A 17,833-nucleotide genomic window follows, 5' to 3' on the forward strand; every position below is an offset into this window, starting at 1 on the left:
AAATGAGTCGGTTATCTGACTTACCTAGATGACTTGTTTCCATCTAGATTAGTGTTACAAACGAGGTCTTTAAAATCTTTTTTTAATGGGGTATCATCTTTGCTTTTAGTTTGTATAATAGTGCATTTTAGCCTTTAATATTAGTTTTTTTAGACAATAACTGTATTTTTCACTATTTTTGATAAATAGCCTTGCTATTTCAATAAAACTGTAACACTCACGTAATATATTAACACTTTTTTTTTGGTACAATGTTATTTGTCTTAATTACATAGGAGTAGTTTTAATCATGAAAAAAAGAATTTTATCAGCTGTTCTATTGAGCGGTGCTACGCTTGGAGCAACTGTATCTGTAAATGCAGAAGACTATGATACAAAGATTGCAGCTAAGGATAATGCTATTACTAATTTGACTAGTCAGCAAGCTGCTGCGCAGTCAGAAGTTGAATCTATTCAAACTCAAGTAGGTACATTATCAGCACAACAAGCAGATTTAGAAGCTCAAAATGTTGCTTTAAAAGAGAAGTCTGCGACTTTATCTACTGAAATTCAAACTTTATCTGAGAAAATTGTTGCGCGCAGTGAATCGTTGAAGAAACAAGCTCGTAGTGCTCAGAAACAAAATACGGCAACAAATTATATCAATACAGTTGTTAATTCTAAGTCAATCTCAGAAGCAATTAGTAAAGTAGTTGCTATCCGAGAAGTGGTTTCGGCTAACCATACAATGTTAGAAAAACAAGAGTCTGATAAGGCTGCTCTTGCTGAAAAGCAAAAAGAAAATCAAGCAGCTATCAACACGATTGCAGCCAATCAAGCAACTCTTGCTGCTAATAAATCAACATTAGAAACACAACAAGCTGAATTGAAGGCTGCCCAAGCAACTCTTGCTGTTGAATTAGCGACTGTTGAAGGTGAAAAATCATCTCTTGTAGCTGAGAAATCAACAGCAGAATCAGTAGCAGCTTCAGTTTCTACCTCTCAATCAGTGGCGGCTTCAGTTTCAGCTTCAGAATCTACATCAATTGTCGAAGCAGCAGCCTCAGCTTCAGCAGTAGCTTCGGAAGTAGCAGCATCAGTAAGTGCAAGTGTTGCGGCTTCTGAGTCAGTTGCTGCTGTATCAGCAAGTACTGCAGCTGTTGAAGCACAACAAACTTCGGAAGTTGCTTCAGTTGCCCCTTCTCAAGTTGCGACACCAGCATCACAGGTTGCTTCAGTTGCCCCTCGTAATGTGGTTCAACCACAAGCTCCAGCTGCTACCCAAGCAGCTGCTCCTGCACCAGCAGTATCACCAGCTTCAACACGCCGAGCTTCTTCTGTAATGCCAACGGTTAATACCGCCGGCAATACTTACCCTGTAGGTCAGTGTACTTGGGGCGCTAAATCACTCGCTCCTTGGGCTGGAAATAACTGGGGTAATGGTGGACAATGGGCAGCTTCAGCAGCAGCAGCAGGTTTCTCAGTAGGATCAACTCCAACTGTAGGTTCAATTGCTGTTTGGAACGATGGCGGTTATGGTCATGTTGCAGTAGTTGTTGCGGTTGAAAGTTCAACTCGTATTCAAGTTATGGAAGCTAATTATAATGGTATTCAATCAATTGGAAACCATCGTGGTTGGTTTAACCCTACGGCAACTTATCAAGGTGCTGCCGTATATATCTACCCAAGATAAAATTTATAAGAGGACTATGTTCCTCTTTTTTTGTGCTTTAGGTTAGAAGGAATGAATTATTTATAATATTGTTTGAAAAAAAGCCTTAAAAACGGTAGAATAAGGAAGGACTAAATAGATGGAGGAAATCATGTCTTATTCTAATTTAAAGTTGTTTGCATTGTCATCAAACAAAGAATTAGCAGAAAAAGTTGCTGAAAATATTGGCATTAGTCTTGGAAAATCAACTGTCCGTCAGTTTTCTGATGGTGAGATTCAAGTCAATATTGAAGAATCAATTCGCGGACATCATGTTTTTATTTTGCAATCAACGAGCTCACCGGTCAATGATAATTTAATGGAAATTTTGATTATGGTGGACGCTTTAAAAAGAGCTAGTGCTGAGACAATTAATGTTGTTATGCCGTATTATGGTTACGCTCGTCAGGATCGTAAAGCACGTTCACGTGAGCCTATCACTTCAAAATTAGTTGCAGACATGTTAGAGGTTGCTGGTGTGGATCGTTTATTAACGGTAGATCTTCATGCAGCACAAATTCAAGGTTTTTTTGATATTCCTGTTGATCATTTAATGGGAGCTCCTCTTATTGCCGATTACTTTGATCGTCATGGTCTAGTAGGAGATGATGTTGTTGTTGTTAGTCCAGATCACGGTGGTGTTACACGTGCGCGTAAGTTAGCACAATTCTTGCATACCCCTATTGCTATTATTGATAAGCGTCGTAGTGTTGATAAGATGAATACGAGTGAAGTAATGAACATTATTGGTAATGTTGAAGGAAAGACTTGTATTTTGATTGATGACATGATTGATACGGCTGGTACCATTTGCCATGCAGCAGATGCTTTAGCAGAGGCAGGGGCTACCTGCGTATATGCCTCATGTACACATCCAGTTTTGTCAGGACCTGCCTTAGATAATATTCAAAATTCAGCTATTGAAAAATTAGTTGTTTTAGATACTATCTATCTTTCTGAAGAACGTCTGATTGATAAGATTGAACAAATTTCTATTGCTGAATTGATTGGTGATGCTATTGTTCGTATTCATGAAAAACGTCCTTTATCCCCATTATTTGAATTATCAACTAAAAAATAAATTGATTATATAGAAGGGTCTTTTAATGAGATCCTTTTTTATATGCTAATGTTTCAAAGTAAGGTCTATTAGTCATAGGTCCAGATAAGGTTGGGGACAAAATTGCTGAGATCCTTATTTTGAGGGCTACTGAAGGTACTGGAACTGATGGAGTCTCAAAGTAAGTACCAGGTAGTTGGAATTTCAGATGGATCAAACTCTTTTTAGGGGGAATTGTTACAAACATAGAGGGCTTTAGAAGGGGACAAGTAGTATAGTTGGAAGTTGACACTTGTTTCTTAGATGGTGAGATGCCTCATGACCTTTTAAAGACTGTGGAAGGGTCTTTACTAATCTTGGTAGCAATTGGGTAGGCTGTATTTCTTTGTTCAATTCCTACTTGAATATTGGTATGATTTGATAGAGTTAGGTGTTTGTTTTTCATTATTAAGTACTAAATTTTTCCCAGATTAAGTTCCATCTTATTTTCTCGTCTCGGACGAACTTCTAGATTTAGGAGAAAACTAGGACTTACTTTGAGCATTAACTATTCTTTTTATATGATGATTTTTCTTCATGGAGACTGTGCAATATTTCAGAATTTTTTGTATAATAATAGTATTATATTCAAAAAGGAGTCGAACAATGGATGTTAGTCAACGCTATAATCATAATTTAGATAAGCTGGAGATTTCTTTGATTCGTCAATTTGATCAATCCATTTCAGGAATTCCTGGGATGCTTCGAATGACTTTGGGCGAGCCCGATTTCCCGACTCCTCAACATGTTAAAGAGGCTGCAAAGAGAGCTATAGATGAAGATAAGAGTTACTATACTGGAATGGCTGGTCTTTTAGAGCTTCGTCAAGCAGCAGCTAATTTTGTTAAAGAAAAATACAATTTAACTTATGATCCAGAATCGGAAATTTTAACAACGATTGGTGCTACTGAGGCTATTTCAGCTAGTCTTGCAGCTATTTTAGAGCCAGGTGATAGTGTGTTATTTCCTGGTCCTGGTTTTCCTATCTATGAAGCTCTTACAAAAATGTACGGTGGAGACTTTATTGAATTAGATACATCTAAAACGGACTTTGTTTTGAGCCCTGAGGCTCTTGAAGAAGCCATTATTGCGCAAGGAGATAAGTTGAAGGTTGTTGTTCTTAATTCCCCAGCCAATCCAACAGGCGTTGTTTATACACGTGAACAAATCAAAGCTCTAGCTGCTGTGATTCGCAAGTATCCTATCTATGTGATTTCGGATGAGGTTTACTCAGAGATCACTTATACAGAAGAAGGTCATGTATCAATTGGAGAGTATCTTCCAGAGCAAACAATTGTCATCAATGGTCTCTCTAAGTCTCATGCGATGACGGGATGGCGTTTAGGTTTTATTTTTGCTAATAAGATATTGTGCGCTCAATTAGTTAAAAGTCATCAGTATTTAGTAACTTCAGCAACAACTATCACTCAGTACGCTGCTCTAGAGGCTTTGACAAATGGTAAAGATGACGCTCTACCGATGCGTGATGAGTATCGTAAGCGTCGTGATGTTATTGCGACTGCTTTAACAGAGCTTGGGTTTGATGTTGTCAGTCCTGACGGAGCTTTCTATATTTGGGCAAAAATTCCTGGTGAAGCTGGTAAAGACTCTTATGCTTTTCTTGAAAAACTGGCTCATGAAAAAGCTGTTGCGTTAATCCCAGGAATTGCTTTTGGTCCTTATGGTGAAGGCTATTTACGCATTTCTTACGCAGCAAGTATGGCCGTTATTCAAGAAGCAATGAAACGTTTGAAGGAATTTATGACAAGTAATGATTAGTAAGGATGCTAGAGGAATCGTCCTATATAACCGAGATTTTCGTGAATCAGATAAATTGGTTAAAATTTTTACTGAAACTGATGGCAAACGGATGTTTTTTGTGAAGCATGCAGGAAAATCTAAATTAACTGCCGTTATTCAGCCGCTAACAGTGGCTGATTTTCTTCTGAAATTAAATGATAATGGTCTATCTTATATTGATGATTTTAGAGAAGTAAGAACTTATCAGTCTATCAATGAAGATTTATTTAAGTTATCTTATGCGACCTATATTATGGCATTAGCTGATGCAGCGATACCAGATAACCAGGTAGATGCTCCGTTATTTGCTTTTTTAGAAAAAACCTTAAGCTTAATGGATGAAGGTTTAGATTATGAAGTTTTAACCTTAATTTTTGAGATTCAAATTTTGGAGCGCTTTGGTGTTCAGCTAAACTTTCATGAGTGTGCTTTTTGTCATCGTGTTGGTTTGCCTTTTGATTTTTCTTTTCGTTACTCAGGGTTGCTTTGTCCGGAGCATTATGACAAGGATGATAAGCGTTCTTACCTTGACCCCAATGTTCCTTTCTTGTTAGATCGTTTTCAGTCTGTCTCTTTTGATGATTTAAGAAGTATCTCACTCAAGGATGATATGAAAGCTAAGTTGCGACAGTTTATTGATGCTGTTTATGAAGATTATGTTGGTTTACACTTGAAAAGCAAAAAATTTATCGATGATTTGGCTAAGTGGGGCGACATCATGAAATAGGACTTTGTGGGAGAGGCTGAAAATCAATGGAAAACATGCTATAATAGAAGGCATTCAGGTAAAAGCTCTGCTATTTTCCAAAAGAAAAGGAAGTAATGAGGTAAAATCATGAAACGTATTGCAGTTGATGCTATGGGTGGTGATTATGCGCCTAAGGCGATTGTTGAAGGTGTTAATCGTGCTATCCAAGATTTTTCAGATATTGAGATCCAACTTTATGGTGATGAGGCAAAGATTCGTGAGCATCTGACTGCTAGTGAGCGTGTTACGATTGTTCATACCAATGAAAAAATAAATTCAGATGATGAGCCGGCTAAGGCTATTCGTCGGAAAAAAGATGCTTCAATGGTCCTAGCAGCTCGAGCTGTTAAGGATGGGGAAGCCCATGCGATGATGTCTGCTGGAAATACAGGGGCTCTTCTGGCTGCGGGTCTTTTTGTGGTTGGTCGTATCAAGGGTGTTGATCGTCCTGGTCTGATGTCTACTTTACCAACTAGAGATGGTAAGGGATTTGATATGTTGGATTTGGGAGCCAATGCCGAAAATACACCGGCTCATTTGCTACAATATGCCATTTTGGGTTCTTTTTATGCTAAGAATGTTCGTGGAATCGCTAAACCTCATGTCGGTCTTTTGAATAATGGAACAGAGGCAACTAAGGGTGATTCTCTTCATAAGGAAGCATATGATTTGTTGACTCAAGAGGCGTCTATTCACTTTGTGGGTAATGTCGAAGCGCGTGATTTGATGAATGGTGTAGCAGATGTGGTTGTTACAGATGGTTTTACAGGCAATGCGGTTCTTAAAGCGATTGAAGGAACGGCTATTAATCTTATGGGGAGTTTGAAATCTGCAATAAAATCAGGTGGTTTCAAAGCTAAAATTGGTGCCTTATTCTTGAAAGATAGTTTGTATCAATTGAAAGATACCATGGATTATTCATCAGCTGGTGGGGCTGTTCTGTTTGGATTAAAAGCACCTGTGGTTAAATCTCATGGTTCAAGTGATGAGAGGGCTGTTTACTATACTATCAAGCAAATCAGAACTATGTTAGAAACTGATGTTGTTAATCAACTGGTCGAAACATTTACTAAGGAGGAAAATCATGACTAAGGAAACTATCTATGAAACCGTCGTAAAAGTAATTCGTCAGCAACGACATGAGGATGATTTGCCGGTTACACCAGAAATGAGTCTACGGGATGACTTGGGAGTTGATTCGATTGAGTTGATGGAATTTGTCATTGCTCTTGAAGATGAGTTTAACATTAATATTCCGGATGAAGATGTTGACCAAATGGTTAGGATGAGTGATTTACTGACTTATTTGGATAAGAAAGTTAATAAATAATTTTGATAAACCACTAGCTAAGGCTGGTGGTTTTTAAAACGATTTGTTTTTCATATATACCATAAAATGTTCGTTTTTTAAACACAATATTAAAGTATTTGCTATGAATAACTGAAAAATGTTTGGTATTTGATTTTTCATATGTTATACTTTAGACAAGTAATAGGAAAGGCGAATATTATAATGAAAAAGCAACTGATTTATTCAGGAAAAGCTAAGGATATCTACGCGACTGAAGACGAAAATGTGATTATGTCCGTGTATAAGGACCAAGCAACCATGCTCAATGGGGCTCGTAAGGAGACGATTGATGGTAAGGGTGTATTGAATAATCAGATTTCGTCTTTTATTTTCGAGAAATTGAATGCGGCAGGTGTCAAAACGCATTTTATTAAACAAGTGTCTGACAGAGAACAATTGAATAAAAAGGTTGACATTATTCCTTTGGAAGTTGTTTTGCGTAATGTGACGGCTGGTTCCTTTTCAAAACGTTTTGGTGTAGATGAAGGACTAGCTTTAAATAGACCAATTGTGGAATTCTATTATAAAAAAGATGAGTTGGATGATCCATTCATTAATGATGAACATGTTCAGTTTTTAGATATTGCTTCAGAAGAAGAAATTGCTTACCTTAAAGAGGAGACACGTCGTATCAATGCGCTTTTGAAAGACTGGTTTGAGAAAATTGGTCTCACATTGATTGATTTCAAGTTGGAATTTGGTAAGGATGTTGAGGGAAATATTATCTTGGCAGATGAATTTTCGCCGGATAACTGTCGTCTTTGGGATGCGGATGGTAATCATATGGATAAGGATGTTTTCCGTAGAGACCTTGGTAGTTTGACAGGTGTTTACCAAGTTGTTTTGGAAAAATTGAAAGAGTTGGATTAAGAAAAGAAGGGAATTGCACCCGTCTGACAAGTGAAGGAGGCTATAGTCTGGGTGGCTATATCAAACGATAGCTTCGAATTTTGGGGCTATCGAGCTAAGAAAGTCTATTAGACTTTCTTACTCCTATTTTTCAGTCACTTGTTTGTCGGACTTGGTATCTTAGTGATGGATAAACGTATTTTTGTTGAGAAAAAGGAAGATTTTGGGATTAAATCTCAGTCTTTAGTGAAAGAATTAAAACACAATCTGCAATTGAAGACCTTGTCTGATTTACGCATTGTGCAGGTTTACGATGTCTTTGGTTTGGAAGAAAACTTGTTTGAAGCAGCTGAAAAACATATCTTCTCTGAACAGGTGACAGATCTTGTTTTGGCAGAGGAGACCATTGTTTCTGACTTAGACCAGTACGCTTTCTTTGCCATTGAAAGCTTGCCTGGTCAATTTGACCAACGTGCGGCTAGTTCACAAGAAGCTTTGCTCTTACTAGGTGCTGCTTCTGAAGTGACGGTTAATACGGCTCAACTTTACTTGGTCAACCAAGATATTGACAGCGCTGAATTGGATGCTGTTAAAAACTATTTGCTTAATCCAGTTGATTCTCGTTTTAAAGCGATTGAAACAGGGATTGAACGCCATTCTTTCTCAGAATCAGACAAGACCATTCCTAACCTTGATTTCTTTGAAACTTATGGGGCAGAAGAATTTACAGCTTACAAGGCAGAGCAAGGTTTGGCCATGGAAGTGGATGATTTGCTTTTTATCCAAGATTACTTTAAATCTATCGGGCGCGTGCCGACTGAAACAGAATTGAAGGTATTGGATACCTACTGGTCAGATCACTGCCGTCACACGACTTTCGAGACTGAATTGAAAAACATCGATTTTTCAGCATCAAAATTCCAAAAACAATTACAGGCGACTTATGATAAATATGTAGCTATGCGAGATGAGTTGGGGCGTTCAGAAAAACCACAAACACTGATGGATATGGCAACCATTTTCGGTCGCTATGAGCGTGCTAATGGTCGTTTGGATGATATGGAACTATCGGATGAAATCAATGCTTGCTCAGTTGAAATTGAAGTAGATGTCAATGGTGTTAAAGAACCATGGCTTCTCATGTTTAAAAACGAAACCCATAACCATCCGACCGAAATTGAACCATTTGGTGGGGCGGCGACTTGTATCGGTGGTGCCATTCGTGACCCATTGTCAGGGCGTTCTTTTGTCTACCAAGCAATGCGTATTTCTGGTGCAGGTGATATCACAGCACCAATCGACCAAACGCGTGCTGGTAAATTGCCACAACAAGTGATTTCAAAAACAGCTGCCCATGGTTATTCTTCTTACGGAAACCAAATCGGTCTAGCAACCACTTATGTGAAAGAATATTTCCACCCTGGATTTGTTGCTAAACGCATGGAGCTCGGTGCGGTTGTCGGTGCGGCTCCTAAGGAAAATATAATCCGTGAAAAACCAGAAGCAGGCGATGTGGTTATTCTCCTTGGTGGGAAAACCGGTCGTGATGGTGTCGGTGGTGCAACAGGTTCTTCTAAAGTTCAGACAGTAGAATCCGTTGAAACTGCTGGTGCAGAAGTTCAAAAAGGGAATGCCATTGAAGAACGTAAAATTCAACGTCTTTTTCGCAATGGTCATGTGACACGTCTCATCAAAAAATCTAATGACTTTGGAGCCGGTGGCGTTTGTGTTGCTATCGGAGAATTAGCTGACGGTCTTGAAATTGATTTGGACAAGATTCCTCTCAAATACCAAGGACTTAACGGAACTGAAATTGCCATTTCAGAATCACAAGAACGCATGGCTGTTGTTGTTCGTCCTAAAGATGTGGATGCCTTTGTGGCAGAAGCCAACAAAGAAAATATAGATGCGGTAGTGGTAGCGACAGTTACTGAAAAAGCTAATCTAGTCATGACTTGGAATGGTCAAACCATTGTCAATATCGAGCGTTCATTCCTTGATACCAATGGTGTACGCGTGGTGGTTGATGCCAAAGTCGTTGACAGTGCTGTTGCATTGCCAGAAGCATGTCAAACGTCAGCTGAGACCCTTGAGAAAGACACACAAGCTGTTCTTGCTGATTTAAACCATGCCTCTCAAAAAGGCTTGCAAACGATTTTTGATTCTTCTGTTGGTCGTTCAACAGTTAACCATCCTCTTGGAGGTCGTTACCAATTGACGCCGACTGAAGCTTCTGTTCAAAAATTGCCAGTCCAAGATGGGGTGACGCATACAGCTTCTGTCATGGCGCAAGGTTACCATCCCTATCTAGCAGAATGGTCTCCATACCACGGTGCTGCTTATGCGGTGATTGAAGCGACAGCTCGTTTGGTTGCTGCGGGTGCCAACTGGTCTAAAGCCCGTTTCTCTTATCAAGAATACTTCCAACGTATGGACAAGCAAGCTGAGCGTTTTGGTCAACCAGTTGCTGCCTTGCTGGGTTCAGTAGAAGCGCAACTTCAACTTGGTTTGCCATCTATCGGCGGTAAAGACTCTATGTCTGGAACTTTTGAAGAATTAACTGTTCCGCCAACCTTGGTGGCCTTTGGGGTAACGACAGTAGACAGTCGCAAGGTACTCTCACCAGAGTTTAAAGTCGCGGGTGAACATATCTACTATCTCCCAGGACAAGCCCTTAGCCAAGATATTGACTTTGACTTGATTAAATCAAACTTTGAAACCTTTGCTGCTATCCAAGATAAACATGTCATCACGTCGGCATCAGCTGTCAAATACGGTGGTCTGGTTGAAAGTTTGGCATTGGCAACTTTTGGCAACCGTATCGGTGCTTTTATAGACATATCAGAGCTTGACAATAGCTTGACAGGTCAATTGGGTGGTTTTATCTTTACGTCACAAGATGAGATTGCTGACGCTATCAAAATTGGTGAAACTAGCGATGAGTTTACGCTTCTTGTCAATGGTGTCAAGATGGATGGACACGCTCTTCTAACAGCCTTTGAAGGTCAATTAGAAAAGGTTTACCCAACAACCTTTGAGCAAGAAACGAAGATGGAAGCCGTACCGGAAGTAGTGACAGAAACTGTCGCTAAAGCTAAAGAAACTGTTGAACAGCCTTTGGTTTACATCCCAGTCTTCCCTGGTACTAACTCTGAATATGACTCTGCTAAGGCTTTTGAACAAGCTGGTGCCAAAGTAAACTTGGTACCATTTGTGACTTTGGATGAAGCAGCGATTGTCAAAGCGGTTGACACTATGGTTGACAATATTAGCAAGTCTAATATCATCTTCTTTGCAGGTGGTTTCTCAGCTGCAGATGAACCAGATGGTTCAGCTAAATTTATCGTCAATATCTTGCTCAATCAAAAAGTTCGCTCTGCGATTGACAGCTTTATTGAAAAGGGTGGTCTCATCATCGGTATCTGTAATGGATTCCAAGCCTTGGTTAAATCTGGCTTGCTTCCATATGGTAACTTCGAGGAGGCTCATGCATCAAGCCCAACCCTTTTCTACAATGACGCCAATCAACACGTGGCCAAAATGGTCGAAACACGTATCGCTAATACCAACTCACCATGGTTGGCTAACGTAGCTGTCGGCGATGTGCACGCGATTCCAGTATCACACGGTGAAGGGAAGTTCGTCGTGTCAGATGAGGAATTTGCAGAGCTCCGTGACAATGGTCAAATCTGGAGTCAATATGTGGACTTTGATGGTAAACCAAGCATGGATAGTAAGTACAATCCGAATGGTTCGCTTCACGCCATTGAAGGTATTACAAGTCAAAATGGTCAAATCATCGGTAAGATGGGTCACTCTGAGCGCTGGGAAGATGGGCTTTTCCAAAATATCCCTGGCAATAAAGATCAAGGTCTTTTTGCAGCAGCGGTTGGCTATTTTACAGGAAAATAATTAGGTAACGAACATGTACGAAACAAAATCTCTCAATGAAGAATGTGGTGTTTTTGGAATTTGGGGTCACTCTCAAGCTTCTCAAGTCACTTACTTCGGGCTTCACAGTCTTCAACACCGTGGTCAAGAAGGGGCAGGGATTGTGTCTAATGATAATGGCACTTTAAAAGGACATCGTGACACAGGTCTTTTGTCGGAAGTATTTAAAAATCCTGCCGATTTGGAAGGTTTAACAGGAAATGCAGCTATCGGTCACGTGCGCTATGCAACGGCCGGTTCAGCTGACATCCGTAATATCCAACCTTTCTTATACAAATTTCATGATGGGCAATTTGGTCTTTGCCATAATGGGAATTTGACCAATGCTATTTCACTTCGAAAAGAATTGGAAAAACAAGGGGCTATTTTTAACGCGTCTTCGGATACTGAAATCCTCATGCATCTCATTCGTCGCAGTCATAATCCAAGCTTTATGGGTAAGGTTAAGGAAGCTCTCTCTACTGTTAAAGGTGGTTTTGCCTATCTCTTGCTGACGGAAGATCGTCTGATTGCAGCGCTTGACCCCAATGCCTTTCGTCCACTTTCTATTGGTCAAATGCAAAATGGTGCCTGGGTTATTTCCTCAGAAACCTGTGCCTTTGAAGTGGTTGGTGCTAAGTGGGTACGTGATGTCGAGCCTGGTGAAGTGATTGTCATTGATGATGAGGGTATTCACTACGATACCTATACAGATGACACTCAGCTAGCGATCTGTTCGATGGAGTATGTCTACTTTGCTCGTCCTGACTCAACCATTCGCGGTGTCAATGTCCATACTGCTCGTAAGAATATGGGGAAAAGGCTGGCGCAAGAATTCAAGTATGAGGCTGATATTGTTGTTGGAGTGCCAAATTCCTCACTTAGTGCTGCTATGGGCTTCGCTGAAGAATCTGGTTTACCCAACGAGATGGGTTTGGTCAAAAATCAATATACCCAACGAACCTTTATCCAACCTACTCAGGAGCTGCGTGAGCAAGGTGTTCGCATGAAGCTCTCAGCGGTTTCTGGTGTTGTCAAGGATAAGCGCGTGGTGATGATTGATGATTCGATTGTGCGCGGAACAACTTCTCGCCGTATTGTCCAATTACTTCGTGAAGCAGGAGCTAAGGAAGTGCATGTAGCTATTGGTAGTCCTGAACTTAAGTATCCATGTTTCTATGGCATTGATATTCAAACCCGTCGGGAGCTGATTTCAGCCAATCATTCAGCTGAGGAAGTTTGCGACATTATTGGTGCCGATAGTCTAACCTACCTCTCATTGGATGGAATGATTGAATCCATCGGATTAGAAACAGATGCTCCTAATGGCGGTCTCTGTGTAGCTTATTTTGATGGTAAATACCCAACGCCCCTTTACGATTACGAAGAAGAATATTTACGTAGTTTGGAAGAGCAGACAAGCTTTTATATTGAGAAGGTCAAGTAAAGGATTGTCAGTCAGTGACAGAAAAGTGACAAGGTTGACAGCATTGTCAAGAACAGATAGGAGAAAAAGATGACAGAAAACATGAATGTTTACGCTCTACGTTTCATTACTGACGAAAAGCTAAAGCATTATCAGTAGACGTTTTGCCCTAGTAGATAAAAGCTAGAGACCTGATACTCAACAAAAATCAAAAATAGACTAGACGATGAAATCGTAGATAGAACTGGTGTTCATCAAGGCAAGTCAACGACGTTTAGTTTTGATTTTTAAAGAGTCTGACTAGGTATTTTCCTTCAAGAATAGGTCTTGTCGGAAATATTGGCGCACTCTCTAAACGAAATAAATTAATAATAAGATAAGGAAATATACTATGTCTAAAAATGCTTATGCACAATCAGGTGTGGACGTCGAAGCTGGTTATGAAGTCGTTGAACGTATCAAAAAACATGTGGCGCGTACAGAACGTGCAGGTGTAATGGGAGCTCTTGGTGGCTTTGGTGGCATGTTTGATTTGAGTCAAACAGGTGTCAAAGAGCCCGTTCTTATTTCAGGAACAGATGGTGTCGGCACCAAGCTCATGCTAGCTATCAAGTATGACAAGCACGATACCATTGGTCAGGACTGTGTGGCTATGTGTGTCAATGATATCATTGCAGCAGGTGCTGAACCCCTTTACTTCCTTGACTATATCGCGACAGGAAAAAATGAACCGGCTAAGTTGGAGCAAGTTGTTGCCGGTGTTGCAGAAGGTTGTGTTCAAGCAGGTGCTGCTCTTATCGGTGGTGAAACTGCTGAAATGCCTGGCATGTACGGCGAAGACGACTATGATTTAGCCGGTTTTGCGGTTGGTATTGCGGAGAAATCTCAAATTCTTGATGGGTCAAAAGTTGCGGAGGGAGATGTTCTCTTAGGGCTCGCATCAAGCGGAATTCATTCCAATGGTTATTCCTTGGTACGTCGCGTCTTTGCTGACTACACAGGTGAGGAAGAATTACCAGAATTAGAAGGTAAAAAACTCAAAGAAGCCCTTCTTGAGCCAACCCGTATCTATGTCAAACAAGTTTTGCCATTGGTCAAAGAAAATCTTGTCAATGGGATTGCCCACATCACTGGTGGTGGCTTTGTTGAAAATGTTCCACGTATGTTTGCAGATGATTTGGCAGCAGACATTGAGGAAAATAAACTTCCTGTCTTGCCAATTTTCAAAGCTTTGGAAAAATATGGCGACATCAAACATGAGGAAATGTTTGAAATCTTCAACATGGGAATTGGTCTCATGATGGCTGTTAGGCCTGAAAATATCGATAAGGTCAAAGCTTTGGTAGACGAAGAGGTGTACGATCTGGGCCGTATCGTCAAAAAACAAAATCAGAGTGTGGTCATCAAATGAAAAGAATAGCCGTTTTTGCCAGTGGTTCTGGCTCTAACTTTCAAGTCATTGCCGAGAATTTTCCAGTGGTATTTGTCTTTTCAGACCATCGCGATGCTTATGTGCTAGAACGCGCTCAAAATCTAGACGTCGCAAGCTATGCTTTTGAGTTGAAAGAGTTTGATAATAAAGCGGCCTATGAAAAAGCGCTTGTCGACTTGTTAGATGAACATCAGATTGACTTGGTCTGCTTGGCAGGCTACATGAAAATCGTGGGACCGACTTTACTAGCAGCTTACGAGGGGCGCATCATCAACATCCATCCGGCTTACTTGTCAGAGTTTCCTGGTGCACATGGCATTCAAGATGCTTGGGATGCTGGTGTGGCAGAGTCTGGCGTGACCATTCATTATGTGGATTCAGGTGTTGACACTGGAAAAATTATCCATCAAGTGCGGGTGCCACGATTGGAAACTGACACCATCGAAACCTTTGAAACCCGCATTCACGAAGCAGAATACAAACTCTATCCTCAGGTCTTGAAAGAGTTGGGAGTAACAGAAAGGTAGAAAAACATGTTAAAGAAAATTGTGTTATTTATCATCATTTTTGTATTAGTAACTTTTCTCATCAATTCTATCATTTTGGTAAAGCTAGACAATCCTGTACGTCTGACCCTTGCTTATGGGATTGCCTTGATTGTTTCAGGTTTTAGTGTGACTCGGGTAAAATAAGGTTAAAAACGAAAAATAAGGAGAAATCATGACAAAACGAGCGTTAATCTCGGTATCTGATAAAGCGGGCATTGTGGAATTTGCCCAAGAATTGACAAGTCTTGGTTGGGAGATTATCTCAACAGGTGGGACTAAGACAACACTTGATGCGGCTGGCATCACAACCATTGCTATCGACGATGTAACTGGTTTTCCAGAAATGATGGATGGTCGTGTCAAGACTCTTCATCCTAATATTCATGGCGGACTTTTGGCTCGTCGTGATCTTGACAGTCACTTGGATGCAGCCAAAGACAACAACATCGAGCTCATCGATATGGTAGTGGTTAACCTCTATCCCTTCAAAGAGACGATTTTGCGTCTAGATGTGACCTATGATTTAGCGGTGGAAAACATCGATATCGGAGGCCCTTCTATGCTTCGTTCGGCTGCGAAAAACCATGCTAGTGTTACAGTTGTGGTGGACCCAGCGGACTATGCGACTGTTTTGGAAGAATTCAAAGCAGCTGGTGATACCTCTTACGAAACGCGTCAAGCTTTGGCAGCTAAAGTTTTTCGTCATACAGCAGCCTATGATGCTCTGATTGCGGAATACTTCACCGCCCAAGTTGGCGAAGAAAAACCAGAAAAACTTACGCTAACTTACGACCTCAAACAAGCCATGCGTTATGGGGAAAACCCTCAGCAGGATGCGGATTTCTACCAAAAAGCCATTCCAACAGATTACTCTATCGCTTCCGCTAAACAGCTTAATGGTAAAGAGTTATCTTTCAATAATATTCGCGATGCTGATGCAGCTATCCGTATCATCCGTGATTTCAAAGACCGTCCGACCGTTGTGGCGCTTAAACACATAAACCCATGCGGCATCGGGCAGGCTGATGATATTGAAACAGCTTGGGACTACGCTTATGAAGCTGATTCTGTCTCTATATTCGGTGGAATTGTGGTCCTTAACCGTGAAGTGGATGCTGCGACAGCTGAGAAGATGCACCCTATCTTCCTTGAAATCATCATCGCACCGTCTTATTCTGACGAAGCGCTAGCTATTTTGACCAATAAAAAGAAAAACCTTCGTATCTTAGAGTTGCCATTTGATGCGCAAGACCAGAGTGAAGTCGAAGCAGAATACACAGGCGTTGTCGGTGGTCTCTTGGTGCAAAATCAAGATGTTATCGAGGAAAAAACAACTGACTGGCAAGTGGTGACAGACCGTCAACCATCTGTGCAAGAAGCAACAGCCCTTGAATTCGCTTGGAAGGCGATTAAATATGTCAAATCAAACGGAATTTTAATTGCTAATGACCACATGACCCTTGGTGTCGGCCCGGGCCAAACCAACCGTGTGGCATCTGTTCGTATCGCTATTGACCAAGCTAAAAACCGTCTTGATGGTGCCGTTTTGGCTTCAGATGCTTTCTTCCCATTTGCGGACAATATCGAAGAGATCGCTGCCGCAGGGATCAAGGCTATCATCCAACCGGGTGGCTCAGTTCGTGACCAAGACTCAATTGATGCAGCTAATAAACACGGTATCACAATGGTCTTCACAGGCGTAAGACATTTTAGACACTGATGTTAAGGCCAGTGAAAAGTTCTTATGTGTCAATGAATAGTGTTAAAGCAGTTGACAAATGAGTAAACCATCTATAATTTTAAAAAAATAATGACAATGAGCTGTCAAAAGAGATTGCCTATGAAGTTAACGGACTGATTGACAATAAAAGCTAGCTCTTGTCGTTTTTGCTAGTATTTTAGATTATCTTTTTTTAGAGTTTCTTCCTATTTATATAACGTCATCTGAGATAAGGAACAAATAGATTACATAGGAAGTGATTATTAGTAAGAGTCAATAAGAAGGTGACAAGGGTTTAAATATTAATCGAAAAATCTTGACATTGGTGACAATATATTTGTATTGAAGTCGGTGTCAAGGTTTATTTTTATGGTGCATAATCCTTTTATTTTTTGCAAGAATAGGATAGTGTTATGTAAGGTTAAAATTGAGGTTAGATATTAGAAGCAGAGAATTATTTGTTTTTTGAAAAAATTAATCAAATCCTAATAATAAAACAAACCTTTATAAGGAAAATCCATAAAATTTGTAGTGTTATTGTAAATAGCAAAATAAAATTTTAAATTATTTTGAAAAAAATATTTCTTTTTATTAAAAACGTGATATAATGACATTGATATTAAACTGGGGGAAATTATGAAAAAGTACACTAATCTAATTGTTTTACTGTCGATTTTGGCAGTTCTTATTGCTGGTTTTGGCTACATGACCTACACTTCTGGACGGTCTACTAAAGAAGATAAAAAAGAAACAATTGCTTCAAGTAAGAAACCTGAGTCTTTAGTTAATCAACACTTGCCAGAGTTTTCTATGAAAACGATATCTGGTGAAGTGGTTGACTCGTCTAAGTTTTCAGGTAAACCGATGCTTATTATGGAGTGGGCTAGTTGGTGTCCATATTGCCAAAAAACGTTACCAGTTGTTAATGAGCTTTATGGGAAATATAAAGATGACCTTCAGTTTGTTATGCTAAATGCTTTAGATGGCGAAAGAGAAACTGCAGAAAAAGCAAATAAGTATGTTAGTGAGAAGAAATATGATTTCACTTACTATTTTGATGAGAATCTAGCAGCGGCAGATAAGTTGAAAGTTGAAACTATTCCTACATTGATCTTTGTTGACGCAGATGGAAAAGTTCAAAAAGTTGGTGATTCAACACTAACTCAAGAAGAAATGGAAAAGACGATTCAATCGCTCTTATAAACTAAAATAGGAATTTAAATATTTATTATTAAGGAGA

At 40.0% G+C, this 17,833-nt stretch carries 14 protein-coding genes; all 14 read left to right on the forward strand.

The features are described 5' to 3' along the window. The first annotated feature begins 289 nt into the window (after nucleotides 1-289). The 14 genes from C0J00_RS00285 to C0J00_RS00345 all read left to right on the forward strand — a co-directional run bounded on the left by C0J00_RS00285 (nucleotide 290) and on the right by C0J00_RS00345 (nucleotide 17,796). Nucleotides 290-1,672 (forward strand): CHAP domain-containing protein, encoded by a 1,383-nt coding sequence (locus C0J00_RS00285; protein ID WP_104967045.1) that lies wholly within the window; start codon nucleotides 290-292, stop codon nucleotides 1,670-1,672. A gap of 130 nt (nucleotides 1,673-1,802) precedes the next feature. Continuing rightward, nucleotides 1,803-2,771 (forward strand): ribose-phosphate diphosphokinase, encoded by a 969-nt coding sequence (locus C0J00_RS00290; protein ID WP_104968788.1) that lies wholly within the window; start codon nucleotides 1,803-1,805, stop codon nucleotides 2,769-2,771. Nucleotides 2,772-3,395: 624 nt separating this feature from the next. Further along, nucleotides 3,396-4,568 carry a pyridoxal phosphate-dependent aminotransferase gene (locus C0J00_RS00295; protein WP_104967046.1) on the forward strand — a complete coding sequence of 391 codons (1,173 nt, stop codon included), beginning with the start codon at nucleotides 3,396-3,398 and terminating at the stop codon, nucleotides 4,566-4,568. After that, nucleotides 4,561-5,316: a DNA repair protein RecO gene (recO, locus tag C0J00_RS00300; RefSeq protein WP_104967047.1), complete on the forward strand. Its 756-nt coding sequence runs from the start codon at nucleotides 4,561-4,563 to the stop codon at nucleotides 5,314-5,316. Before C0J00_RS00295 ends, recO begins: the two co-directional genes overlap by 8 nt. Nucleotides 5,317-5,424: 108 nt before the next feature. Then, the gene (gene plsX, locus C0J00_RS00305) at nucleotides 5,425-6,429 is read left to right on the forward strand and encodes a phosphate acyltransferase PlsX (protein ID WP_104967048.1); all 1,005 of its coding nucleotides are present in this window, start codon (nucleotides 5,425-5,427) and stop codon (nucleotides 6,427-6,429) included. Beyond that, nucleotides 6,422-6,667 carry a phosphopantetheine-binding protein gene (locus C0J00_RS00310; RefSeq protein ID WP_104967049.1) on the forward strand — a complete coding sequence of 82 codons (246 nt, stop codon included), beginning with the start codon at nucleotides 6,422-6,424 and terminating at the stop codon, nucleotides 6,665-6,667. Before plsX ends, C0J00_RS00310 begins: the two co-directional genes overlap by 8 nt. A gap of 183 nt (nucleotides 6,668-6,850) precedes the next feature. After that, the gene (gene purC, locus C0J00_RS00315; protein ID WP_104967050.1) at nucleotides 6,851-7,558 is read left to right on the forward strand and encodes a phosphoribosylaminoimidazolesuccinocarboxamide synthase; all 708 of its coding nucleotides are present in this window, start codon (nucleotides 6,851-6,853) and stop codon (nucleotides 7,556-7,558) included. 165 nt (nucleotides 7,559-7,723) lie between these two features. Next, the gene (locus C0J00_RS00320) at nucleotides 7,724-11,449 is read left to right on the forward strand and encodes a phosphoribosylformylglycinamidine synthase (protein ID WP_104967051.1); all 3,726 of its coding nucleotides are present in this window, start codon (nucleotides 7,724-7,726) and stop codon (nucleotides 11,447-11,449) included. 13 nt (nucleotides 11,450-11,462) lie between these two features. Continuing rightward, nucleotides 11,463-12,914: an amidophosphoribosyltransferase gene (purF, locus tag C0J00_RS00325; protein WP_104967052.1), complete on the forward strand. Its 1,452-nt coding sequence runs from the start codon at nucleotides 11,463-11,465 to the stop codon at nucleotides 12,912-12,914. Nucleotides 12,915-13,284: 370 nt separating this feature from the next. Further along, on the forward strand, nucleotides 13,285-14,304 hold the full coding sequence (gene purM, locus C0J00_RS00330; RefSeq protein WP_104967053.1) for a phosphoribosylformylglycinamidine cyclo-ligase: 1,020 nt from the start codon (nucleotides 13,285-13,287) through the stop codon (nucleotides 14,302-14,304). After that, nucleotides 14,301-14,852: a phosphoribosylglycinamide formyltransferase gene (gene purN, locus C0J00_RS00335; protein WP_104967054.1), complete on the forward strand. Its 552-nt coding sequence runs from the start codon at nucleotides 14,301-14,303 to the stop codon at nucleotides 14,850-14,852. The genes purM and purN overlap by 4 nt, the downstream gene beginning before the upstream one ends. 6 nt (nucleotides 14,853-14,858) lie before the next feature. Then, entirely contained in the window at nucleotides 14,859-15,017 is a 159-nt protein-coding gene (locus C0J00_RS10480) for a hypothetical protein (protein ID WP_199773972.1), read from the forward strand. A gap of 28 nt (nucleotides 15,018-15,045) precedes the next feature. After that, nucleotides 15,046-16,593 carry a bifunctional phosphoribosylaminoimidazolecarboxamide formyltransferase/IMP cyclohydrolase gene (purH, locus tag C0J00_RS00340; RefSeq protein ID WP_104967055.1) on the forward strand — a complete coding sequence of 516 codons (1,548 nt, stop codon included), beginning with the start codon at nucleotides 15,046-15,048 and terminating at the stop codon, nucleotides 16,591-16,593. 636 nt (nucleotides 16,594-17,229) lie between these two features. Continuing rightward, nucleotides 17,230-17,796 carry a TlpA family protein disulfide reductase gene (locus tag C0J00_RS00345; protein ID WP_104967056.1) on the forward strand — a complete coding sequence of 189 codons (567 nt, stop codon included), beginning with the start codon at nucleotides 17,230-17,232 and terminating at the stop codon, nucleotides 17,794-17,796. The last annotated feature ends 37 nt before the right edge of the window (nucleotides 17,797-17,833 follow it).

Source organism: Streptococcus pluranimalium (assembly GCF_002953735.1).
Taxonomy (GTDB): domain Bacteria; phylum Bacillota; class Bacilli; order Lactobacillales; family Streptococcaceae; genus Streptococcus; species Streptococcus pluranimalium.

Coding starts and splice junctions, on each gene's coding strand:
- purN (WP_104967054.1), top strand. CDS start 14,301: ATGAAAAGAATAGCCGTTTTTGCCAGTGGTTCTGGCTCTAACTTTCAA.
- C0J00_RS00345 (WP_104967056.1), top strand. CDS start 17,230: ATGAAAAAGTACACTAATCTAATTGTTTTACTGTCGATTTTGGCAGTT.
- C0J00_RS00285 (WP_104967045.1), top strand. CDS start 290: ATGAAAAAAAGAATTTTATCAGCTGTTCTATTGAGCGGTGCTACGCTT.
- C0J00_RS00295 (WP_104967046.1), top strand. CDS start 3,396: ATGGATGTTAGTCAACGCTATAATCATAATTTAGATAAGCTGGAGATT.
- C0J00_RS10480 (WP_199773972.1), top strand. CDS start 14,859: ATGTTAAAGAAAATTGTGTTATTTATCATCATTTTTGTATTAGTAACT.
- purH (WP_104967055.1), top strand. CDS start 15,046: ATGACAAAACGAGCGTTAATCTCGGTATCTGATAAAGCGGGCATTGTG.
- purC (WP_104967050.1), top strand. CDS start 6,851: ATGAAAAAGCAACTGATTTATTCAGGAAAAGCTAAGGATATCTACGCG.
- purF (WP_104967052.1), top strand. CDS start 11,463: ATGTACGAAACAAAATCTCTCAATGAAGAATGTGGTGTTTTTGGAATT.
- recO (WP_104967047.1), top strand. CDS start 4,561: ATGATTAGTAAGGATGCTAGAGGAATCGTCCTATATAACCGAGATTTT.
- C0J00_RS00310 (WP_104967049.1), top strand. CDS start 6,422: ATGACTAAGGAAACTATCTATGAAACCGTCGTAAAAGTAATTCGTCAG.
- C0J00_RS00320 (WP_104967051.1), top strand. CDS start 7,724: ATGGATAAACGTATTTTTGTTGAGAAAAAGGAAGATTTTGGGATTAAA.
- plsX (WP_104967048.1), top strand. CDS start 5,425: ATGAAACGTATTGCAGTTGATGCTATGGGTGGTGATTATGCGCCTAAG.
- purM (WP_104967053.1), top strand. CDS start 13,285: ATGTCTAAAAATGCTTATGCACAATCAGGTGTGGACGTCGAAGCTGGT.
- C0J00_RS00290 (WP_104968788.1), top strand. CDS start 1,803: ATGTCTTATTCTAATTTAAAGTTGTTTGCATTGTCATCAAACAAAGAA.